At 46.9% G+C, this 17,157-nt stretch carries 16 protein-coding genes; 13 read left to right on the top strand and 3 right to left on the bottom strand.

The window, feature by feature from the left end; all coding sequences use genetic code 11:
* Positions 1-12 precede the first annotated feature (12 nt).
* Positions 13-1,059: an NAD(P)-dependent alcohol dehydrogenase gene (locus tag V7S65_RS14000; protein WP_079470484.1), complete on the bottom strand. Its 1,047-nt coding sequence runs from the start codon at positions 1,057-1,059 to the stop codon at positions 13-15.
* Positions 1,060-1,208: 149 nt separating this feature from the next.
* Between V7S65_RS14000 and V7S65_RS13995 the strand changes: the two genes are divergently transcribed.
* The 8 genes from V7S65_RS13995 to V7S65_RS13960 all read left to right on the top strand — a co-directional run bounded on the left by V7S65_RS13995 (position 1,209) and on the right by V7S65_RS13960 (position 10,425).
* Positions 1,209-2,009, top strand: a complete 801-nt coding sequence (locus V7S65_RS13995) for an SDR family NAD(P)-dependent oxidoreductase (RefSeq protein ID WP_336386743.1) — start codon at positions 1,209-1,211, stop codon at positions 2,007-2,009.
* A gap of 9 nt (positions 2,010-2,018) precedes the next feature.
* Positions 2,019-3,158 (top strand): NAD(P)/FAD-dependent oxidoreductase, encoded by a 1,140-nt coding sequence (locus V7S65_RS13990; protein ID WP_336386744.1) that lies wholly within the window; start codon positions 2,019-2,021, stop codon positions 3,156-3,158.
* Between the two features lie 397 nt (positions 3,159-3,555).
* Positions 3,556-5,241 (top strand): sodium/sugar symporter, encoded by a 1,686-nt coding sequence (locus tag V7S65_RS13985; RefSeq protein ID WP_079470481.1) that lies wholly within the window; start codon positions 3,556-3,558, stop codon positions 5,239-5,241.
* 96 nt (positions 5,242-5,337) lie between these two features.
* Positions 5,338-6,816: a xylulokinase gene (locus V7S65_RS13980; protein WP_111577732.1), complete on the top strand. Its 1,479-nt coding sequence runs from the start codon at positions 5,338-5,340 to the stop codon at positions 6,814-6,816.
* Positions 6,817-6,862: 46 nt separating this feature from the next.
* Positions 6,863-8,191 carry a xylose isomerase gene (gene xylA, locus V7S65_RS13975; RefSeq protein ID WP_336386745.1) on the top strand — a complete coding sequence of 443 codons (1,329 nt, stop codon included), beginning with the start codon at positions 6,863-6,865 and terminating at the stop codon, positions 8,189-8,191.
* A 114-nt stretch (positions 8,192-8,305) separates the two neighbouring features.
* Positions 8,306-9,259, top strand: a complete 954-nt coding sequence (locus V7S65_RS13970) for an aldose 1-epimerase (protein ID WP_336386746.1) — start codon at positions 8,306-8,308, stop codon at positions 9,257-9,259.
* A gap of 81 nt (positions 9,260-9,340) precedes the next feature.
* Positions 9,341-9,526 (top strand): CsbD family protein, encoded by a 186-nt coding sequence (locus V7S65_RS13965; protein ID WP_079470477.1) that lies wholly within the window; start codon positions 9,341-9,343, stop codon positions 9,524-9,526.
* 182 nt (positions 9,527-9,708) lie between these two features.
* Positions 9,709-10,425 (top strand): carboxypeptidase-like regulatory domain-containing protein, encoded by a 717-nt coding sequence (locus V7S65_RS13960; RefSeq protein WP_079470476.1) that lies wholly within the window; start codon positions 9,709-9,711, stop codon positions 10,423-10,425.
* Positions 10,426-10,491: 66 nt separating this feature from the next.
* Here the strand turns inward: V7S65_RS13960 and V7S65_RS13955 are convergent, their stop codons facing one another.
* Both V7S65_RS13955 and V7S65_RS13950 read right to left on the bottom strand, forming a co-directional pair.
* Complete coding sequence (locus V7S65_RS13955) at positions 10,492-11,625, bottom strand: S1C family serine protease (protein WP_336386747.1); 1,134 nt, start codon at positions 11,623-11,625, stop codon at positions 10,492-10,494.
* Positions 11,600-12,175, bottom strand: a complete 576-nt coding sequence (locus tag V7S65_RS13950) for an RNA polymerase sigma factor (protein ID WP_079470474.1) — start codon at positions 12,173-12,175, stop codon at positions 11,600-11,602. Before V7S65_RS13950 ends, V7S65_RS13955 begins: the two co-directional genes overlap by 26 nt.
* A 131-nt stretch (positions 12,176-12,306) precedes the next feature.
* Here V7S65_RS13950 and V7S65_RS13945 point away from each other — a divergent pair, with 131 nt between their 5' ends.
* From V7S65_RS13945 to V7S65_RS13925, 5 genes are all read left to right on the top strand, one after another.
* Positions 12,307-12,540: a hypothetical protein gene (locus V7S65_RS13945; RefSeq protein WP_079470473.1), complete on the top strand. Its 234-nt coding sequence runs from the start codon at positions 12,307-12,309 to the stop codon at positions 12,538-12,540.
* A gap of 582 nt (positions 12,541-13,122) precedes the next feature.
* Positions 13,123-13,947 (top strand): prephenate dehydratase, encoded by an 825-nt coding sequence (locus V7S65_RS13940; RefSeq protein ID WP_079470471.1) that lies wholly within the window; start codon positions 13,123-13,125, stop codon positions 13,945-13,947.
* Between the two features lie 8 nt (positions 13,948-13,955).
* Entirely contained in the window at positions 13,956-15,119 is a 1,164-nt protein-coding gene (locus tag V7S65_RS13935; protein ID WP_111577728.1) for a pyridoxal phosphate-dependent aminotransferase, read from the top strand.
* Positions 15,116-15,958 carry a prephenate dehydrogenase gene (locus V7S65_RS13930; RefSeq protein WP_111577727.1) on the top strand — a complete coding sequence of 281 codons (843 nt, stop codon included), beginning with the start codon at positions 15,116-15,118 and terminating at the stop codon, positions 15,956-15,958. Before V7S65_RS13935 ends, V7S65_RS13930 begins: the two co-directional genes overlap by 4 nt.
* A gap of 33 nt (positions 15,959-15,991) precedes the next feature.
* Positions 15,992-17,095 (top strand): chorismate mutase, encoded by a 1,104-nt coding sequence (locus tag V7S65_RS13925; protein ID WP_227024498.1) that lies wholly within the window; start codon positions 15,992-15,994, stop codon positions 17,093-17,095.
* Positions 17,096-17,157: the final 62 nt, after the last annotated feature.

The raw sequence follows: 17,157 nt of genomic DNA, 5'->3' as shown, positions 1-17,157 counted from the left end.
AATCCGGTTCACTTATTTTAAACTCGCAATGTCAATTACAAACCGGTACTTCACATCGCCTTTCAGCATCCGCTCATAAGCAGTATTGATATCTTTGATATTAATTACTTCCACATCGCTGGTAATATTATGTTCTGCACAGTAATCCAGCATTTCCTGCGTTTCACGGATACCGCCGATCAATGACCCGGCAATGCTCCTGCGTCCCATGATCAGGTTGAAAGCCGGTACCACGGAAGGTTCCGGAGGCACTCCCAGGCAAATCATCACGCCATCGAGGTTCAAAAGGTTTAAGTAAGTGGTGTAATCATGCGGGGCAGAAATAGTGTTGATGATAAAATCGAACTTATTGCGGAGCTGCTTTACCTGCTCTTTATCTGTCATCAGCGCAAAATGATGGGCTCCCAGCCGGCGGGCATCCGCTTCTTTGGAAGGAGAGGTGCTCAGCATAGTTACCTCGGCGCCCATAGAGGAGGCGAGCTTTACTGCCATGTGACCAAGACCACCCAAACCCACTACTGCCACTTTATGGCCTTTGCCTACTTTCCAGTGGCGAAGGGGGGAATAAGTGGTAATGCCGGCGCATAACAGCGGTGCTACGCCATCGAGCGGTAACTTATCAGAAACTTTCAGCGTATAGTTTTCATCTGTTACAATATGGGTGGAGTATCCGCCATAAGTATGTGTTTTTCTATCCATTTCGTAACCGTTGTACGTACTGGCGCCACCGGTTACACAATATTGCTCCTCGCCGGATTTGCATGGGTCACACTGCCGGCACGAATCTACAAAGCAACCTATCCCGGCCAGATCGCCCACCTTGAATTTCGTGACATGATCGCCGACTTTGGTGATACGCCCCACTATTTCATGGCCGGGAACCATCGGGTAAATGGAATTGCCCCACTCATTCCGCACCTGGTGTATATCCGAGTGGCATACCCCGCAGTAAAGGATTTCGATCTGCACATCATGCGGACCGGGCTCCCTGCGCTCAAAATTCCAGGGACCCAATGGCGATGCAGCATCCTGCACAGCATAAGCTTTTGTTGCAATCATGGTGTAAAACTTTAGTCCCCCGAAGCTACATAATTTGTACTATCCGGATACCTGCCCGTTTAAAACGGCTCTTTTTACTGTTTTTTCAATAACTTATACAGTAATAAACGGATCGCCTGTTTTTATTTTTGGTGTAAAATAATAAGATCATGGAGCTTAACTTAAAAGGAAAGGTAGCCATCGTTACCGGTGGCAGTAAAGGCATAGGCAAAGGCATCGCAGCGTCTTTGCTGCAGGAAGGGGCTACAGTAGTGATCACCGCCCGTAATGCGGATGAACTGGAAGATACAGCCGCCATGTTCCGGCTGCAGGGAAAGGATGTGCTGGCGGTAGTAGCAGATATGACGAAAGAAGCGGACCTGCAGCGGCTGGTTAACACCACGGTGCAGCAGCTGGGGCATATCGATATCCTCGTAAACAACGCCGGCGGCATTGATGCCTTCGGACCATTGGATACCATCAGTATGAGTCAGTGGCGCCAGGTGTTTGAAGTCAATTTCTTCGGTCTGGTTGCACTCACCCAGTTGGTAATACCGCATATGAAAAAGCAGGGCGGTGGCAGGATCATCAATATCTCCTCCGAAAATGCGGAACAGCCGGATCCCAACATGGGCCATTACAATGCTACAAAAGCCGCGTTGAATAACTATTCCAAAACATTGTCGCAGAACTACGGAAAAGACAATATCCTGGTAAACACTGTTTCACCCGCATTTATCAAAACACCTTTGGTAGATGAAATGCTGGAAGGCATCTCAAAAGAAAAAAATATTTCCATCGCCGATGCCGCCAAAGAATTCCTGAAACAAAACCGTCCTTACCAGGTATTGGGCCGCCCCGGTACCCCGGAAGAAACCGGCAGCATAGTGGCCTTCCTGGCTTCTGATCACGCCTCTTTTATCACTGGCGCGGTTTTCCGGGTAGATGGCGGATCTGTAGGCACTGTATAAATAATAAGTATGTTAAGTTTCTGGGAGAAGGAAAGCCTGCTGCAATACGACTATATCATTATCGGCAGCGGTATCGTTGGCTTGTCGGCCGCCATCAGCCTGAAAGAAAGAGCGCCCGGCAGCCGGGTACTGGTGCTGGAAAGAGACATTCTACCCACCGGCGCCAGTACCAAAAACGCCGGCTTTGCCTGTATCGGTAGCCTCACCGAAATATTGACTGATCTGCAAACGATGTCCGTGGAAGCGGTGAGGAACCTGGTCAATCTGCGCCTGCAGGGCTTACGCCTGCTGCGCAGCCGCCTCGGCGACGCCACTATCGGCTACGGGGAAAACGGCAGCCATGAACTGATTGGCCCCTCTGAAGAATGGGCGCTGCACCAGCTCCCGGAAGTAAACCACATCCTGGCAGAACTCTTCAACGGGGAACCCGCATTTACCCTGGCAAACGACGGCCTCCCTGTTTTCGGTTTTGCCCCCGGCTATGTAAAAGCACTCATCCGCAATAATTTTGAGGGGGAATTACATACCGGTAAAATGATGCGGGCGCTCATTGACACCGCCCTGTTAAAAGGAGTGGAAATTAAAACCGGCTGCACCGTAAAAACAATAGACGATTTTCATACAGGTGTAAACGTTATAGTGCCGCATCATACCCTGGAAGAAGACATTACTTTCTCCGCCCGCAAAGTGCTCATCTGCACCAATGCCTTTACCCGCCGGCTGCTCCCGGAGGAAGATGTAGTGCCCGGCAGGGGACAGGTACTCATTACCACGCCGGTAAAAGACCTGCCCTTTAAAGGCGTTTTCCACATGGAAGAAGGATATTATTATTTCAGGGAACTGGAAGGAAGAGTACTGCTGGGCGGTGGCCGTCAGCTCGACTTTGCCGGCGAAACTTCCACCAACTTCCGGTTTAACGACCGGATCCAGCACGAGCTGGAAGTATTGCTGCATAACGTAATACTCCCGGGCCGTGAAGTGGCGGTGGCCGACAGGTGGACCGGCATCATGGCTTTTGGTAAAACAAAACAACCTATCGTAAAGGCACATACGAAAAATGTGATCATGGGCGTGCGCATGGGAGGCATGGGCGTGGCCATCGGTTCTGTAATCGGCGACAATATTGCCGTGATGGCATTGGAATCCTGATAATAACCCGCTACGGGCAGGCATTGGCCAAAATGTTTTTTCCCGCTAAAGCCGAAAAACTTGCTTCCCGGTTTTCTGTGTTCTATATTTATTTTTTATTTCCACGCTATCAGGCATTCAGTTGACAATTCCTATCTCCATAAAGGAAAGGAAATCAATCAGGAATGTATTTTTATTGCGTTCACGGGTACCTTTTGTGAAAGTAAAGGGTATCAATTGTTTCTTTTTATACAAAAGCACTATGACAAGTAATTTAAATGTATAGTTTTAGCACCCGGTAAACCGCGGCAGCCCTCGCGTTTTTTATTTTCACGTAAAAAAAACATTTGTAAGCGTATTTTTTACATTTATTATGTATATTGATCCGCTAAATTTTTTATAACCACGTTTGAACGTTATGCAAACAAAATCCTTACACATCTTTGATTACCTGGTATTCCTGGTATATTTTTTAATAGTGGCTGGCTATGGTTACTATATCTATCAGAAAAAGAAGAAGACCACAACGGATTCCAAAGACTTTTTCCTGGCAGAAGGTTCCCTTACCTGGTGGGCTATCGGCGCATCGCTCATTGCTTCCAATATTTCTGCAGAGCAGTTTATAGGGATGTCCGGAAACGGATTCAGCATGGGACTGGCCATTTCAACCTACGAATGGATGGCGGCGGCTACGCTCATCGTGGTAGCAGTGTTTTTCCTGCCTATTTACCTGAAAAATAAGATCTATACCATGCCCCAGTTCCTGGAACGCAGGTATAATCAAACGGTAAGTACCATCATGGCCGTTTTCTGGCTGTTGTTGTATGTGGTAGTGAATCTCACCTCTATTCTTTATCTCGGCGCCCTCGCTGTTTCCACCATCTCCGGTATAAACTTCTATGTGTGTATGGTGGCACTGGCCTTCTTCGCCATCCTCATTACGCTGGGAGGGATGAAGGTGATCGGTTACACCGATGTGATACAGGTGTTTTTCCTTATCCTGGGCGGATTAGCCACTACTTACCTGGCATTACAGCTGGTGTCTGAGCATTTTGGTGAGAAAGGCGTATTAAAAGGCTTCTCCCTGATGACACAACATGCCAGCGATCATTTCCATATGATCCTTCATAAAGAAAATCCCAAATACCTCGATCTGCCCGGACTAAGTGTGCTGATAGGTGGTATGTGGATCGTAAACCTGAACTACTGGGGATGTAACCAATATATTACACAGCGTGCATTGGGTGCGGATCTGAAAACCGCCCGCCAGGGACTACTGTTTGCAGGCTTCCTGAAACTCCTGATGCCGGTGATCGTAGTATTACCGGGTATTGCGGCTTACGTACTGTATGCCCAGAACCACGGCGATTTCGCACAATCCATGATGAAAGGCGGTTCCCTGAACCCGGATAATGCTTACCCTGTACTGCTCAACCTCCTGCCTTCGGGGCTGAAAGGACTGGCATTTGCTGCTTTAACAGCCGCGGTAGTGGCTTCCCTGGCAGGTAAGGCCAACAGTATTTCCACCATTTATTCCCTGGATATTTATAAGAAGATATATAACAAAAATGCCGACGAAAAGAAGATCGTAGGCGTAGGCCGTGCCGTGGTAATTATTACCATGATCATTGCCATCGTGATTTCCAACTTCCTCGGTATCGATAAAAAAGGTGGTTTCCAGTTTATCCAGGAATATACCGGCTTTGTTTCTCCCGGTGTATTTGCCATGTTTGCCCTCGGATTTTTCTGGAAACGGACAACCTCCAGCGCAGCCATGTTTGCGATGATAGGTGGTTTGCTTCTTTCCTTCTTCCTGAAATTTATGCCGGCATGGGTAAACCTGGAGCCTTTGCACCAGTTTGGCTTTGCCGCATTAAACCCGGACAGCGGCTTATATGAAATGGCCTTTATTGATCGTATGGGACTGGTGTTTGTAGTGTGCGTGGTGGGTATGATCATTATTACGTTGTCGGATAAACGCAGTGTGAACAATCCGAAAGGACTGGCTATCGACGCCAGCATGTTTAAACCCAACCTGGGCTTTACCGTGGGCGCCTTACTGATTGTAGGTATTCTTATTGCCCTGTATACTGTATTCTGGTAATAAGAACATTTTATTATTTTGGTATCCGGATATTTTAGGACATTTTCCTGTCGTAAAATATCCGGTCCTTTTTCAGATTGTTAATTTTTTCGCGTTATGTACTTTATAGGATACGATATTGGGTCATCGTCTATCAAAGCGGCGTTGCTGAATGCTGATACCGGCGCTTGCGTGGCCACTGCCACCTGCCCCGAAAAAGAGATGGCTATTGATGTACCCCAGGCCGACTGGGCAGAGCAGGACCCTGAGAGCTGGTGGAAGGAAATTATTCATGCTACGGAAATCCTGCTGAACAGGTATACTGTTGATCCTGCACAGATCAAAGGAATAGGTATTGCTTACCAGATGCACGGATTGGTGTGTGTGGACAAGCAACAACAGGTACTGCGCCCGGCTATTATCTGGTGCGACAGTCGCGCCGTAAATACTGGTAATGCCGCCTTTAAAGCACTAGGGGAACAGTATTGCCTTGAGCACCTGCTTAATTCTCCAGGTAACTTCACCGCCTCAAAGCTTCGCTGGATCCAGGAAAATGAACCGCATATTTATGAACGTATTCATAAGGTAATGCTGCCGGGTGATTTTATTGCCATGAAATTAACCGGTGAAGCCTGCACCACCATCTCCGGCTTATCAGAAGGTACCTTCTGGGACTTTGAGGAAAATACCGTTTCCAAAGCATTACTGAAGTATTATAATATAGATGAACAACTGCTGTCTGCCATCGTACCTACGTTCGGCATCCAGGGCCAGCTCACAGCGGCAGCAGCTGCTACCTTGAAACTGGCGCCCGGCACACCGGTTACCTACCGCGCCGGCGATCAGCCCAACAACGCTTTTTCGCTCAATGTGCTGCAACCCGGAGAAGCCGCCACCACAGCGGGTACATCGGGCGTAGTATATGCTGTACACGATAAAAACAGTTTCGACCGGCAGAGCCGTGTCAATACATTTGTGCATGTGAATAACGATCACGCCCATACGAGAAATGGTGTGCTCATGTGTCTTAACGGTACCGGCATTGCCAACAGCTGGCTCAAAAACCTGGTAGGGGATATCACCTATCCTGAAATGAATACCCTGGCGCAACAGGCGCCGGTAGGCGCTAAGGGCCTGCAGGTATTTCCTTTTGGCAACGGTGCGGAACGCATACTGGAAAACAGGAGCCTCGGCGCTACCCTCCGCAACCTGGAGTTCAACCGCCACAGCCGTGCGCACATTATGCGCGCCGTACAGGAAGGCATTGTATTTGGCCTTAACTATGGCATGGACATCATGGCGGAAATGGACCTCAGCATTCACCGCGTAAGAGCCGGACATGCGAACATGTTCCTCAGCCCCCTGTTCCGGGAAGCCTTCGCCAATACCGCCAATGTAGTGATAGAATTATATAATACAGATGGTGCTCAGGGCGCCGCCCGCGGCGCCGCAATAGGAGCCGGCTATGTTAGTACTGCAGACGCTTTCCGCGGTATGGAATGCCTCGCAGTGATAGAGCCGGATGCCGCACTGCAGTCACAATACCGTGATGTTTACGGCAACTGGCTGAATGGTCTTCGTACCCTGATGCACTAACGGAAACATATAGGTTGATCCAGCATTTTAAAAAACCACATTAGTTATGAGTATTACATTAGGAAACAACGAGTATTTCAAAGGGATTGGTAAAATACAGTTCGAAGGACCACAGTCAGACAACCCGCTGGCTTACAAATGGTATGATGAGAACCGCCTCATCGGCGGTAAATCCATGAAAGAACTGTTCCGTTTTGCAGTGTCTTACTGGCATACCTTCTGCGGAACCGGCGGTGATCCCTTTGGTCCGGGTACCAAACAATTCCCGTGGCTCACTTCCCCGGACGCCAATCAGAGCGCTAAAGATAAGATGGACGCAGCTTTTGAGTTCATCACCAAAATGGGGCTTCCGTACTACTGCTTCCATGATATAGACCTGGTAGACGAAGGCGCTAACATCGCAGAATACGAAAGCCGTATGCAGCAAATCGTTGCCTACGCCAAACAAAAGCAACAGGCCAGCGGCGTGAAATTGTTATGGGGCACAGCCAACGTATTCAGCAACCCACGCTACATGAACGGTGCTGCTACCAATCCTGATTTTGCAGTATTGGCCTACGCTGGTACCCAGGTGAAAAACTCACTGGATGCTACCATCGCATTGGGCGGCGAAAACTACGTATTCTGGGGAGGCCGTGAAGGTTACATGACCCTGCTCAATACCAACATGAAACGTGAACAGGAACACCTGGGCCGTTTCCTGGGCATGGCCCGCGATTACGCGCGGGCACAGGGTTTCAAAGGTACCTTCTTCATAGAGCCTAAACCCTGCGAACCCACCAAACACCAATACGATTACGATGCCGCCACGGTGATCGGCTTCCTGCGCCAGTTTGGCCTCGACAAAGATTTCAAACTGAACCTCGAAGTAAATCACGCTACGCTGGCAGGCCATACCTTCCAGCACGAACTGCAGGTAGCTGTAGATGCAGGGATGCTGGGCAGCATTGACGCTAACCGCGGGGATGCGCAAAACGGTTGGGATACTGATCAGTTTCCCACCAACCTCAACGACCTCATTGAAAGTATGCTCGTGATCCTTGAAGCTGGCGGATTTGCCGGCGGTGGTGTAAACTTCGACGCAAAAACCCGTCGTAACTCCACCGACCTGGAAGATATTTTCCATGCACACATCGGTGGTATCGATACTTTCGCAAGAGCAGCGATCGTTGCGGAAAAAGTACTGACCGCTACACCGTATAAAAAGTTCCGCCAGGACCGCTATGCTTCTTTCGACGGTGGTAAAGGACAGGAATTTGAAGCAGGTAAACTAACGTTGGAGGACCTCCGTAATTTTGCCCTGGCAAACGGAGAGCCCAAACAAACCAGCGGTAAACAGGAATGGCTGGAAAACCTGATCAACGCAAGCATTTAAGATACTTTTTGGGATTTTGCCTTGGTATTATCCGGTAACAACAAACAGCTGTTATCAAATAATACCAAAGTAAAATCCCAAAATGTTTTATTTTTTCTTCCAAAATAATGAACAATGAAATTTGGCATCCATTCTTTTCAAGAGGCAGGATTTGATATCGTTGCGCTCCAGGATCTCGAAACAGGAACGCAGGTGGAAATAATTCCTTCTTACGGCGCACTGCTGCATGCTTTCAAGGTAAAGCACACAACAGGGAATCTGAACCTGATAGATAGTTATACAGATATCGCCGACCTGGAAGCAAATCTACGCACCAGCTTTAAAAGCGTAAAACTGAGTCCATACGCATGCCGCATGAAGGATGCGCAATATACCTGGGAAGGTAAGCCCTACACCATTCAAAAAACATTGGCGCCCGGAAATGCCATCCACGGCTTGCTATACGATGCCCCCTTCACGGTGACCGCGCAACAGGCGGATGATCAGCAGGCATCGGTAACCCTTACCCATCATTTTAAACAAACGGATGATGCAGGGTATCCTTTTGCGTACGACTGTATCGCTACCTTTACCCTGCGCGCGGGTAATGAGCTGCAGCTGAACACCACCCTTGTAAACCAGAGTGGCGATACCATCCCCGTGATGGATGGCTGGCATCCATACTTCAGCACCGGTACCCCGGTAGATGAACTGGTGCTCACCTTTGCTTCAAAAGAAATAGTGGAGTTTAACGAAAAATTGCTGCCTACCGGAAAAGTATTGCCATATACCGAATTTGTTGAAGGGAAGCTGCTGAAAGGCGTGGAGCTTGATAATTCTTTTGTACTGGATCTTACAAAGCCACAACCGCTTGCGACGATCCACGATCCGAAGAAAAATATCAACATTGCCTTCTACCCGGAAAATAGCTACCCCATCCTGCAGATATACATTCCGCCGCACCGTACCAGCATCGCTATGGAAAATCTCAGCGGCGCCCCGGATGCCTTTAACAACGGGCTCGGACTGGTTCAGCTGGCTGCCGGCGAAAGCAGGGTTTTCAGTACCCGCATCCAGGTGTCTTTATAGCATAACCAGGTGATGGCATATTCTTTGGCTCTTCCACTTTCATAAGTAACCCGATTATATCACCATATAAATTGAAAGATTATGGACAAGTTACAAATCAAAGGAAAGTGGAACGAATTAAAAGGTACCCTGAAACAAAAATATGCGGACCTGACTGACGATGACCTGTTATATGAAGAAGGACAGGAAGATAAGTTGATTGGAAAGCTGCAGCAGAAATTGGGTAAAAGCCGGGACGAAGTGATCGATTTACTGAAGTCTGCCTGATTGGTACAACCTGAAATTTTAAATACACAGATCCTTCCGCCCCTGGGTGGAAGGATTTTGTTTTTAAAACACCGTGGCATTTTCTTTAATTTGTACTTCGTTAGGGTAGATGAACAATGTCTATACTGATCTGTTTGTAAAGAATTGGAAGGGATTTAGCTGTAAAAATTATTATATTTTATATGAAGGTTTTCATACGCATCATAGCACTAGGCTGTATACTCAGTATGGCATTTGCTCCGAAGGTACAGGCACAGGTAACCGTTACCGGGATGATTTCAGATAGCAACAAGCTGGTGCTGCCCTATGCCACAGTCAGCAATCTCAACTCCGGGAAACGGTCGCTTTCTGATCAGGGAGGGTATTACAAAATATCTGCCTCCCGCAACGACCGGCTCGTGGTTACTTTCGTAGGCTACAAGCCGGATACGGTCATCGTTACCCAAAGTTCCGGCACTCAAACCATCAATGTGGTGATGGAATCAGCCGGGAAGTTCCTGAAAGGCGTGGAAATCACCTCCCAGTATACGCCTTACCAGGTAGATTCAATGGAAAGACGTAACCAGTACGGATATATTCTTGATAATCCGAACAAACCACTGGCAGGTGGCAGTACTCCTGAAGGCGCTGGTATCGTGTTTAGTCCCATTACCCGTTTCTCCAAAAAAGAAAAACAAAAACGGCAGTTTAAAGAGAATTACGAGAAGATGGAAAAAGAAAAGTACATCGACTCCCGCTTTACACCGGTACTGGTAAGCCGGGTAACAGGGCTTAAAGGCGACTCACTCCAGTTATTTATGCGGGACAATTATCCTGATTATAATACCATGCGGACGATCAATAACAACGATTTGTTGTACTGGATCACTGATAAATACAAAGCCTGGCTGAAGAAATAAGCAGGCAGAGGGCATAAAAAAAGCGCGGGATAACATATCCCGCGCTTTTTTTTAATGGGCGTTGGTTCAATTATACACCTTCACCATATATACAAAGTCTTCCAGTTTCTTAATCTGATCTACCCGGTTCATTCCTTCCAGGCGGCTCTTGTGGTTCCAATCCTTCCGGGTTTGTTTATCTTTTGGCATTTCGTCCAGCAGATGTTTGAGGTGGGCAGATTTTACCGCAAAGGCAATACCATCGGAGGTAGTTTGTTTGCCGGTTACTATTCCCACTACATCTCCTTTGCTGTCGAGCAGCGGAGCGCCACTGTTACCCGGGTTTACCGGGATAGATACCTGGTAGGCCGTAGTATCTCCGTTAAAACCTGTTTTGGCGCTGATATAACCTTTGCCATAAACAATTTCATCGCGGGGAAAGCCCATTGTGAATACTTCTTCGCCCAGTTTTACGCTTTGTGGTTTCAAAGCATAGGGCAGGGGTTGACTTTTAAAAGAAGAATCTGCAATCTTCAGTACAGCCAGATCGCTGGAAATATCTTCAAATATGCTGATAGCTTTAAAAGCTTCTCCTTTATTATTCTGAACATATACGGAGTCGGCGCCGGCTACTACATGATAGTTGGTAACGATATAGCCATTACCGGATACCGCGAAACCGGTACCACCATAGGTGCCCGGGTTTAACGGGGCCCTGCTCTTGCTGTTCATATCGCTGATGATGGCATTCTGGGAACGTTGAATATTATTCAGTACCCTTCTTACATCTTCGTACTGTGCAGTGGATTTATTTTTGGAAACATTCTGTATTACCGCGATGGTAGACAGGGAGGTAACCAGTGCTATACAGGCGGCGGCAGCCAGGTTGGTGATGGTTCTGCGACGGATGGTTAATCTTCTTGCAGTCTGGTTTTCTTCCTGTGCCTGTTTGCGGAGACTCGGCATATCCAGTTGCTGATGTATCTGGTTAAGCTTTGCCTGTAATTGTTGGCGTTTTCCGTAATTGCCCAGGTGTTGCAGAAACAGCTGGTGTTCTTCTACCTGTTTATTAACTAACGGGTTGGTATGACGTAAAGTTTCGAAAGCAGTTTTTTCCTGTTCGCTCATTTCCCCTTCCAGGTAACGCTCAATTTCACGTAATAAGATCATGTCTTCTTTCATGGCTGCTTTCTGCTTATAGTGGTGTTTTGTATTGATCAAAAAATAACTTCTTCAAACGCATCAGGCACTTGTACTTCTGGTTCTTGGCATTTTCGGCATTGGTGTATCCGAACTTTTCCGCTATTTCCTGCATAGATTTTTTATGCAGATAATAATCTTCCAGGATGGTTTGGCAGGGTTGACCAATACTGCTCATTGCCCCTTCCATGATCCTGAATTCCTGATCCCTTGCCTCATGTTCTTCCAGTTCTTCCGCGGCCGGAATTACTTCTTCCAGCTCAGGCGTTAAAGCATATAATCCGTAGGTACGGTGAACTTTTTTAAGCCACAGATGGCGGCAAACCGAATAAAGAAAGGTTTTTAGCCTGCTGCTTAAAGTAAAATCACTGGTTTGTACCTTTTCATATAATACTATAATAGCCTCCTGGAACACATCTTTTGCGTCGTCTTCCGAGCCATTATGCTGAAGGATCATTCGTAATACCACCGGAAAGTTCTCAGAATAGATGATTTCCAATGACTTATCCTCGCCTTTTGCCAGTCCCAGCAATAATTCCCGGTCTCTTGTTATGTCTTGATTTTGCTTCACTCTTAATACAGTTATTAGGCATTTGGTAACCCAAAGTAGCGAAAAAAAATATTTTTAAAAGTTTGGGTTACCTTTTAGGTGATCCCGGTATAAAGGTTAAATCATTCAAAAACAACTTAAATAATTGTAACATGAAGAACGTAATCAAAATTGGTTTCTTAGCTCTGTCTTTCGGTCTGTTCGCAGTTGCTTGCGGTGGTGCAAAAACTGAAACTGGTACCGACTCTACTGCTAGCGCTGCTGGTGCTACTATCGATTCAGCTGCTCAGGTAGCTACTTCTACTGTTGATTCTGTAGCTAACGCTGCAAAAGCAACTGTTGATTCTGCTGCTAAAACTGTTGATTCAGCTGCTGCTCATCACTAATCTGACTTTAGAATTTATAATTAACCGTTCCGGCTTAGCCTGAACGGTTTTTTTATGCCCCGTTTTTGATTATGGAAATATGTTTCTTTGAAAGTTATTCAATAAACGACCTTTATTATTAAAAAAAGCATATTTTTTGATATTACCCCTTGGATAATTAAAATCGTGCCGTATTTTTGTCCTACACTCAAAACGAGTAACAAATAATAATATGATACAGCAAACCTCTTTCGGCTTTTTTAGCTTTTATTATTTCTGGTACCAGAAATAGGGAGGTCGTTTGTAAAAGATAAAAGAACTACAAAAAGGCCTTCCGGAACCGGAAGGCCTTTTTTAATACCAAAAACAGGCATACAGCCAGCTGATGCCAACAACAGATAAACATATGTTACAGCCAGTTTCAGGCAATTACTTTTTTTATTACTTCTCTTACTTCTTTTATGCGAAGAAGCAGGGGACTCGTTTGCAATAACATACTTACATATAAAAGTACAGCGCAAAGGGTCCCGGATCGGGACCCTTTCTGTTTTTAATAGCTAGTTGCTGTAGCAACTATAACTGAATAAAATCAATCACATACACATGAAAATTGCCATACAGGGGTTTGAAGGATGTTTTCACCAGGTTGCTGCCCAGGGGTATTTCGGTAAACAAACCGAAATAGAATGCTGTGCCTCCTTTGCAGAGCTGGTTAAAAAAGCAAAACAGCAAACCGATGTGGATGCAGGTATAATGGCCATCGAAAACTCAATTGCCGGTAGCATCTTACCAAACTACAGTCTTATTAAAAACTCCGGTCTGCACATCACCGGTGAAATTTATCTTCAGATCAACCAGCACCTCATGGTACTGCCCGGGCAAACAATGGAAGATATCAGGGAAGTACATTCCCATCCGATGGCCCTTTTGCAGTGTATGGATTTCCTGGAAAAATACCCGCATATCAAACTGGTAGAAACAGAAGATACCGCCCTCAGTGCCAAGCATGTAAGACAGAAGAAACTGAAAAGTACAGCGGCTATTGCAGGTAAACTGGCTGCGGAAATCTTTGAACTGGATATCATAGCGCCTAATATCCACACCAATAAAAATAACTATACCCGCTTCCTGGCCGTGTCCCGCACGCCGATGGCTACGCCGGAAGATGCCAATAAAGCATCCGTATACTTTCAAACGAGCCACGACAGGGGCAGCCTGGCTAAAGTGCTTACCCAGATCGCAGTGGCCGGCATCAACCTGTCGAAGCTGCAATCCTTTCCTATCCCGGCGAAAGAGTGGAATTATTACTTCCACGCCGATATGGAATTTGATAACGCCGCTCACTTTGAAAAAGCATTATCGAAAATAGAACCACTCACAGAACACCTGAAAGTGCTGGGTATTTATAAAAAAGGAAAAACACATTAATCAGTTTTATGCAGATACAGGTCGCTAAAAGATTACAAGGCACAGAAGAATATTACTTCTCCAAAAAGCTCAGGGAAATTGAGGAAATGAACCAAACCGGTACAAAGGTGATCAACCTCGGTATCGGAAGCCCGGATCTGCCTCCTCATCCTTCAGTGGTGGCTGCATTGAACGAGAACGCCGCTTTGCCGAATACGCACAACTACCAGGGCTATAAAGGTATTCCCGCCCTGCGTAAAGCAATGGCAGACTGGTATCAACGCTATTACAACGTAACCCTGAACCCGGATACGGAAGTATTGCCGCTGATTGGTTCCAAAGAAGGGATTATGCATATCTGCATGACTTACCTGCAGGAAGGTGATGAAGCCCTGATCCCTAACCCGGGTTACCCTACCTACCGCTCTGCAGTGAACCTGAGTGGCGCTACTGTTGTTGATTATGACCTGACGGAAGAGAACAGCTGGCTGCCGGACCTGGATGCACTGGCACAAAAAGACCTGAGCCGCGTGAAACTGATGTGGGTAAACTACCCGCATATGCCTACCGGCGCAAAAGTAAACAGGGAGTTTGCCGCAAAGCTCATCGCTTTCGCCAAACAACATAATATCCTTATCTGCCACGATAATCCGTACAGCTTCATCCTGAATGAGCAACCCGAAAGTTTGCTGCAGTTTGAAGGTGCAAAGGATGTGGTGCTGGAACTGAACTCCCTCAGCAAATCGTCCAATATGGCCGGATGGCGCATTGGTATGCTGGTGGGCAAGGCAGAGTGGATTGCACAGGTACTGCGCTTCAAAAGCAATATGGATTCCGGTATGTTCCAGCCTATGCAGATGGCCGCTGTAAAAGCACTGCAGCTGGGTAAAGACTGGTACGACGACTTAAATAAAATTTACCGTGCACGCAGGGAGAAAGTATTTCAGTTGCTGGATCTGCTGCATTGCACCTATGATAAAAACCAGGTAGGTATGTTCGTTTGGGCGAAAATACCTGCTACTAACGAAAACGGCTATACGCTCACTGATGAAATACTGCAAAAGGCACGTGTATTCATTACTCCGGGAGGAATATTCGGAAGTAACGGTAACGGCTATATCAGGGTGAGTTTGTGCCAGGATGAAAAAGTTTTCCAGGAAGCGATAGAACGTATCAAAACCAACGTAAAATGATTGCAACAATAATAGGAACGGGTTTAATCGGCGGCTCGCTCGCCATCACGCTGAAGGAAAAAGGCGTGGCGGAGCGGATCATCGGGGTGGATCAGAACCAGGAGCACCTGCAACGGGCGCTGGAGCTGAACATCATCGATGAAGGCGCCAGCCTGGAAGATGCCATGAAGCGCTCGAGCCTGGTGATACTGGCGATCCCGGTGGATGCAGTGCTGCAGGCCCTGCCTGCCATCATGGATAAAGCGCGCCCCGGCCAGGTGATTATGGATGTAGGTTCTACCAAAGAAAAAATACTGCAACTCGTTGCCGGTCATCCCAACAGAGGACGCTTTGTGGCGGCCCATCCGATGGCCGGCACCGAGTACTCCGGCCCCGATGCAGCTGTACGCAACCTCTTCGTAAATAAAACGATGGTGCTCTGCGATGTGAAAAACAGTGATGAAGACGCCCTGGAAGTAGTGGAAAATATGGTAGACCAGCTGCAGATGCGCACTGTGTATATGAATGCAGAAGAGCACGACCTGCACACTGCCTATGTATCTCACATTTCTCACATCACTTCTTTCGCACTGGCATTAACCGTGTTGAAAAAAGAGAAAGAGTCAGGACGCATCTTTGAACTGGCAAGCGGTGGTTTTGAATCCACTGTACGGTTGGCGAAAAGCTCTCCTGATATGTGGGTACCTATCTTCAAACACAACCGGAACAATGTACTCGATGTACTGGACGAACATATCAGCCAGTTACAGCAGATGAAATCATTGCTGGAAAATGAAGACTACGACACCTTTTACAAATTGATTCAAAAATCCAATAAAATCAGGAAGATCCTGAAATAACTAAATTCTGATAATCTACTTAACTTCAATACTATGGTACAGACAATGGAACAGATATTATCTAAAACAAAATTCTCCGATCCGTCTTCCGATAAAAAGCCGTTGATCATTTCCGGACCCTGCAGTGCAGAAACCGAAGAGCAGGTATTAGCCACCGCACTGGCCCTGCAAAAAACAGGTAAAGTGGACGTTTTACGCGCCGGTATCTGGAAACCCCGTACCCGCCCCGGTTCTTTCGAAGGCATCGGTACAAAGGGTCTTGCATGGTTGCAGAAAGCCCGTGAAATCACTGGTCTGCCGCTGGCGGTGGAAGTAGCTACTGCGAAGCAGGTGGAAGACGCGCTGCATTTCGGTGTGGATATTCTGTGGGTAGGCGCACGTACTACCGTAAACCCTTTCTCTGTACAGGAAGTAGCCGACGCACTGAGAGGCGTGGACACTACCGTTTTAATTAAGAATCCTATCAATCCTGACCTGGAACTGTGGATTGGCGCCGTGGAAAGAATCCAGAAAGCAGGTATCAATAAAGTAGGTTTAATTCACCGTGGCTTCTCCAGCTATGGCAACACCCAATACCGTAATGCACCGATGTGGCACCTGGCTATTGAGCTGAAACGCCGTATGCCTGAACTGCCTATGATCTGCGATCCTTCACATATCTCCGGTCGCCGCGATATTCTGCAGGAAGTTTCCCAGGAAGCCATTGACCTCGATTACGATGGACTGATGCTGGAAACACACGTAGATCCGGACAATGCCTGGAGCGATGCCAAACAACAGATCACGCCTGAAAAATTAGCAGACCTGCTGGATGGTATCACCTGGAGAAGAGAACATTCCGATAAGAAAGATTTCAACTCTGCACTGGAAAAACTGCGTGCGCAGATTAACCAGGTAGATGATGAAATTATGCTGTTGCTCGGCAACCGTATGAAAATTGCAGAAAAGATTGGTGTGTACAAGAAAGAAAATAACATCACCATCCTGCAAACAAACCGCTGGAATGAAATCCTGGACCGCGCGGTGTCTAAAGGTGAGAAACTGGGCCTGACGAAAGATTTCATCGTGAAATATTTTGATGCAGTTCACCTGGAATCCATCAACCGCCAGAACAAAGTAATGAACGAAGATAAGTAGATCCATCAGCCGCCGGCTGTTGACACTAACAACAGCCGGCAGTAGTTTTTCTGACAGCTAAA

Origin of the sequence: Chitinophaga sp. CCNWYY40 (genome assembly GCF_037483205.1) — a bacterium.
GTDB classification, from domain to species: domain Bacteria; phylum Bacteroidota; class Bacteroidia; order Chitinophagales; family Chitinophagaceae; genus Chitinophaga; species Chitinophaga ginsengisegetis.
This window is presented reverse-complemented; position numbering and strand designations above follow the sequence as displayed.

What these genes read in the sequence shown, in the direction of transcription:
- V7S65_RS14000 (WP_079470484.1), bottom strand. Translation starts at nt 1,059, where the DNA reads ATGATTGCAACAAAAGCTTATGCTGTGCAGGATGCTGCATCGCCATTG.
- V7S65_RS13995 (WP_336386743.1), top strand. Translation starts at nt 1,209, where the DNA reads ATGGAGCTTAACTTAAAAGGAAAGGTAGCCATCGTTACCGGTGGCAGT.
- V7S65_RS13990 (WP_336386744.1), top strand. Translation starts at nt 2,019, where the DNA reads ATGTTAAGTTTCTGGGAGAAGGAAAGCCTGCTGCAATACGACTATATC.
- V7S65_RS13985 (WP_079470481.1), top strand. Translation starts at nt 3,556, where the DNA reads ATGCAAACAAAATCCTTACACATCTTTGATTACCTGGTATTCCTGGTA.
- V7S65_RS13980 (WP_111577732.1), top strand. Translation starts at nt 5,338, where the DNA reads ATGTACTTTATAGGATACGATATTGGGTCATCGTCTATCAAAGCGGCG.
- xylA (WP_336386745.1), top strand. Translation starts at nt 6,863, where the DNA reads ATGAGTATTACATTAGGAAACAACGAGTATTTCAAAGGGATTGGTAAA.
- V7S65_RS13970 (WP_336386746.1), top strand. Translation starts at nt 8,306, where the DNA reads ATGAAATTTGGCATCCATTCTTTTCAAGAGGCAGGATTTGATATCGTT.
- V7S65_RS13965 (WP_079470477.1), top strand. Translation starts at nt 9,341, where the DNA reads ATGGACAAGTTACAAATCAAAGGAAAGTGGAACGAATTAAAAGGTACC.
- V7S65_RS13960 (WP_079470476.1), top strand. Translation starts at nt 9,709, where the DNA reads ATGAAGGTTTTCATACGCATCATAGCACTAGGCTGTATACTCAGTATG.
- V7S65_RS13945 (WP_079470473.1), top strand. Translation starts at nt 12,307, where the DNA reads ATGAAGAACGTAATCAAAATTGGTTTCTTAGCTCTGTCTTTCGGTCTG.
- V7S65_RS13940 (WP_079470471.1), top strand. Translation starts at nt 13,123, where the DNA reads ATGAAAATTGCCATACAGGGGTTTGAAGGATGTTTTCACCAGGTTGCT.
- V7S65_RS13935 (WP_111577728.1), top strand. Translation starts at nt 13,956, where the DNA reads ATGCAGATACAGGTCGCTAAAAGATTACAAGGCACAGAAGAATATTAC.
- V7S65_RS13930 (WP_111577727.1), top strand. Translation starts at nt 15,116, where the DNA reads ATGATTGCAACAATAATAGGAACGGGTTTAATCGGCGGCTCGCTCGCC.
- V7S65_RS13925 (WP_227024498.1), top strand. Translation starts at nt 15,992, where the DNA reads ATGGTACAGACAATGGAACAGATATTATCTAAAACAAAATTCTCCGAT.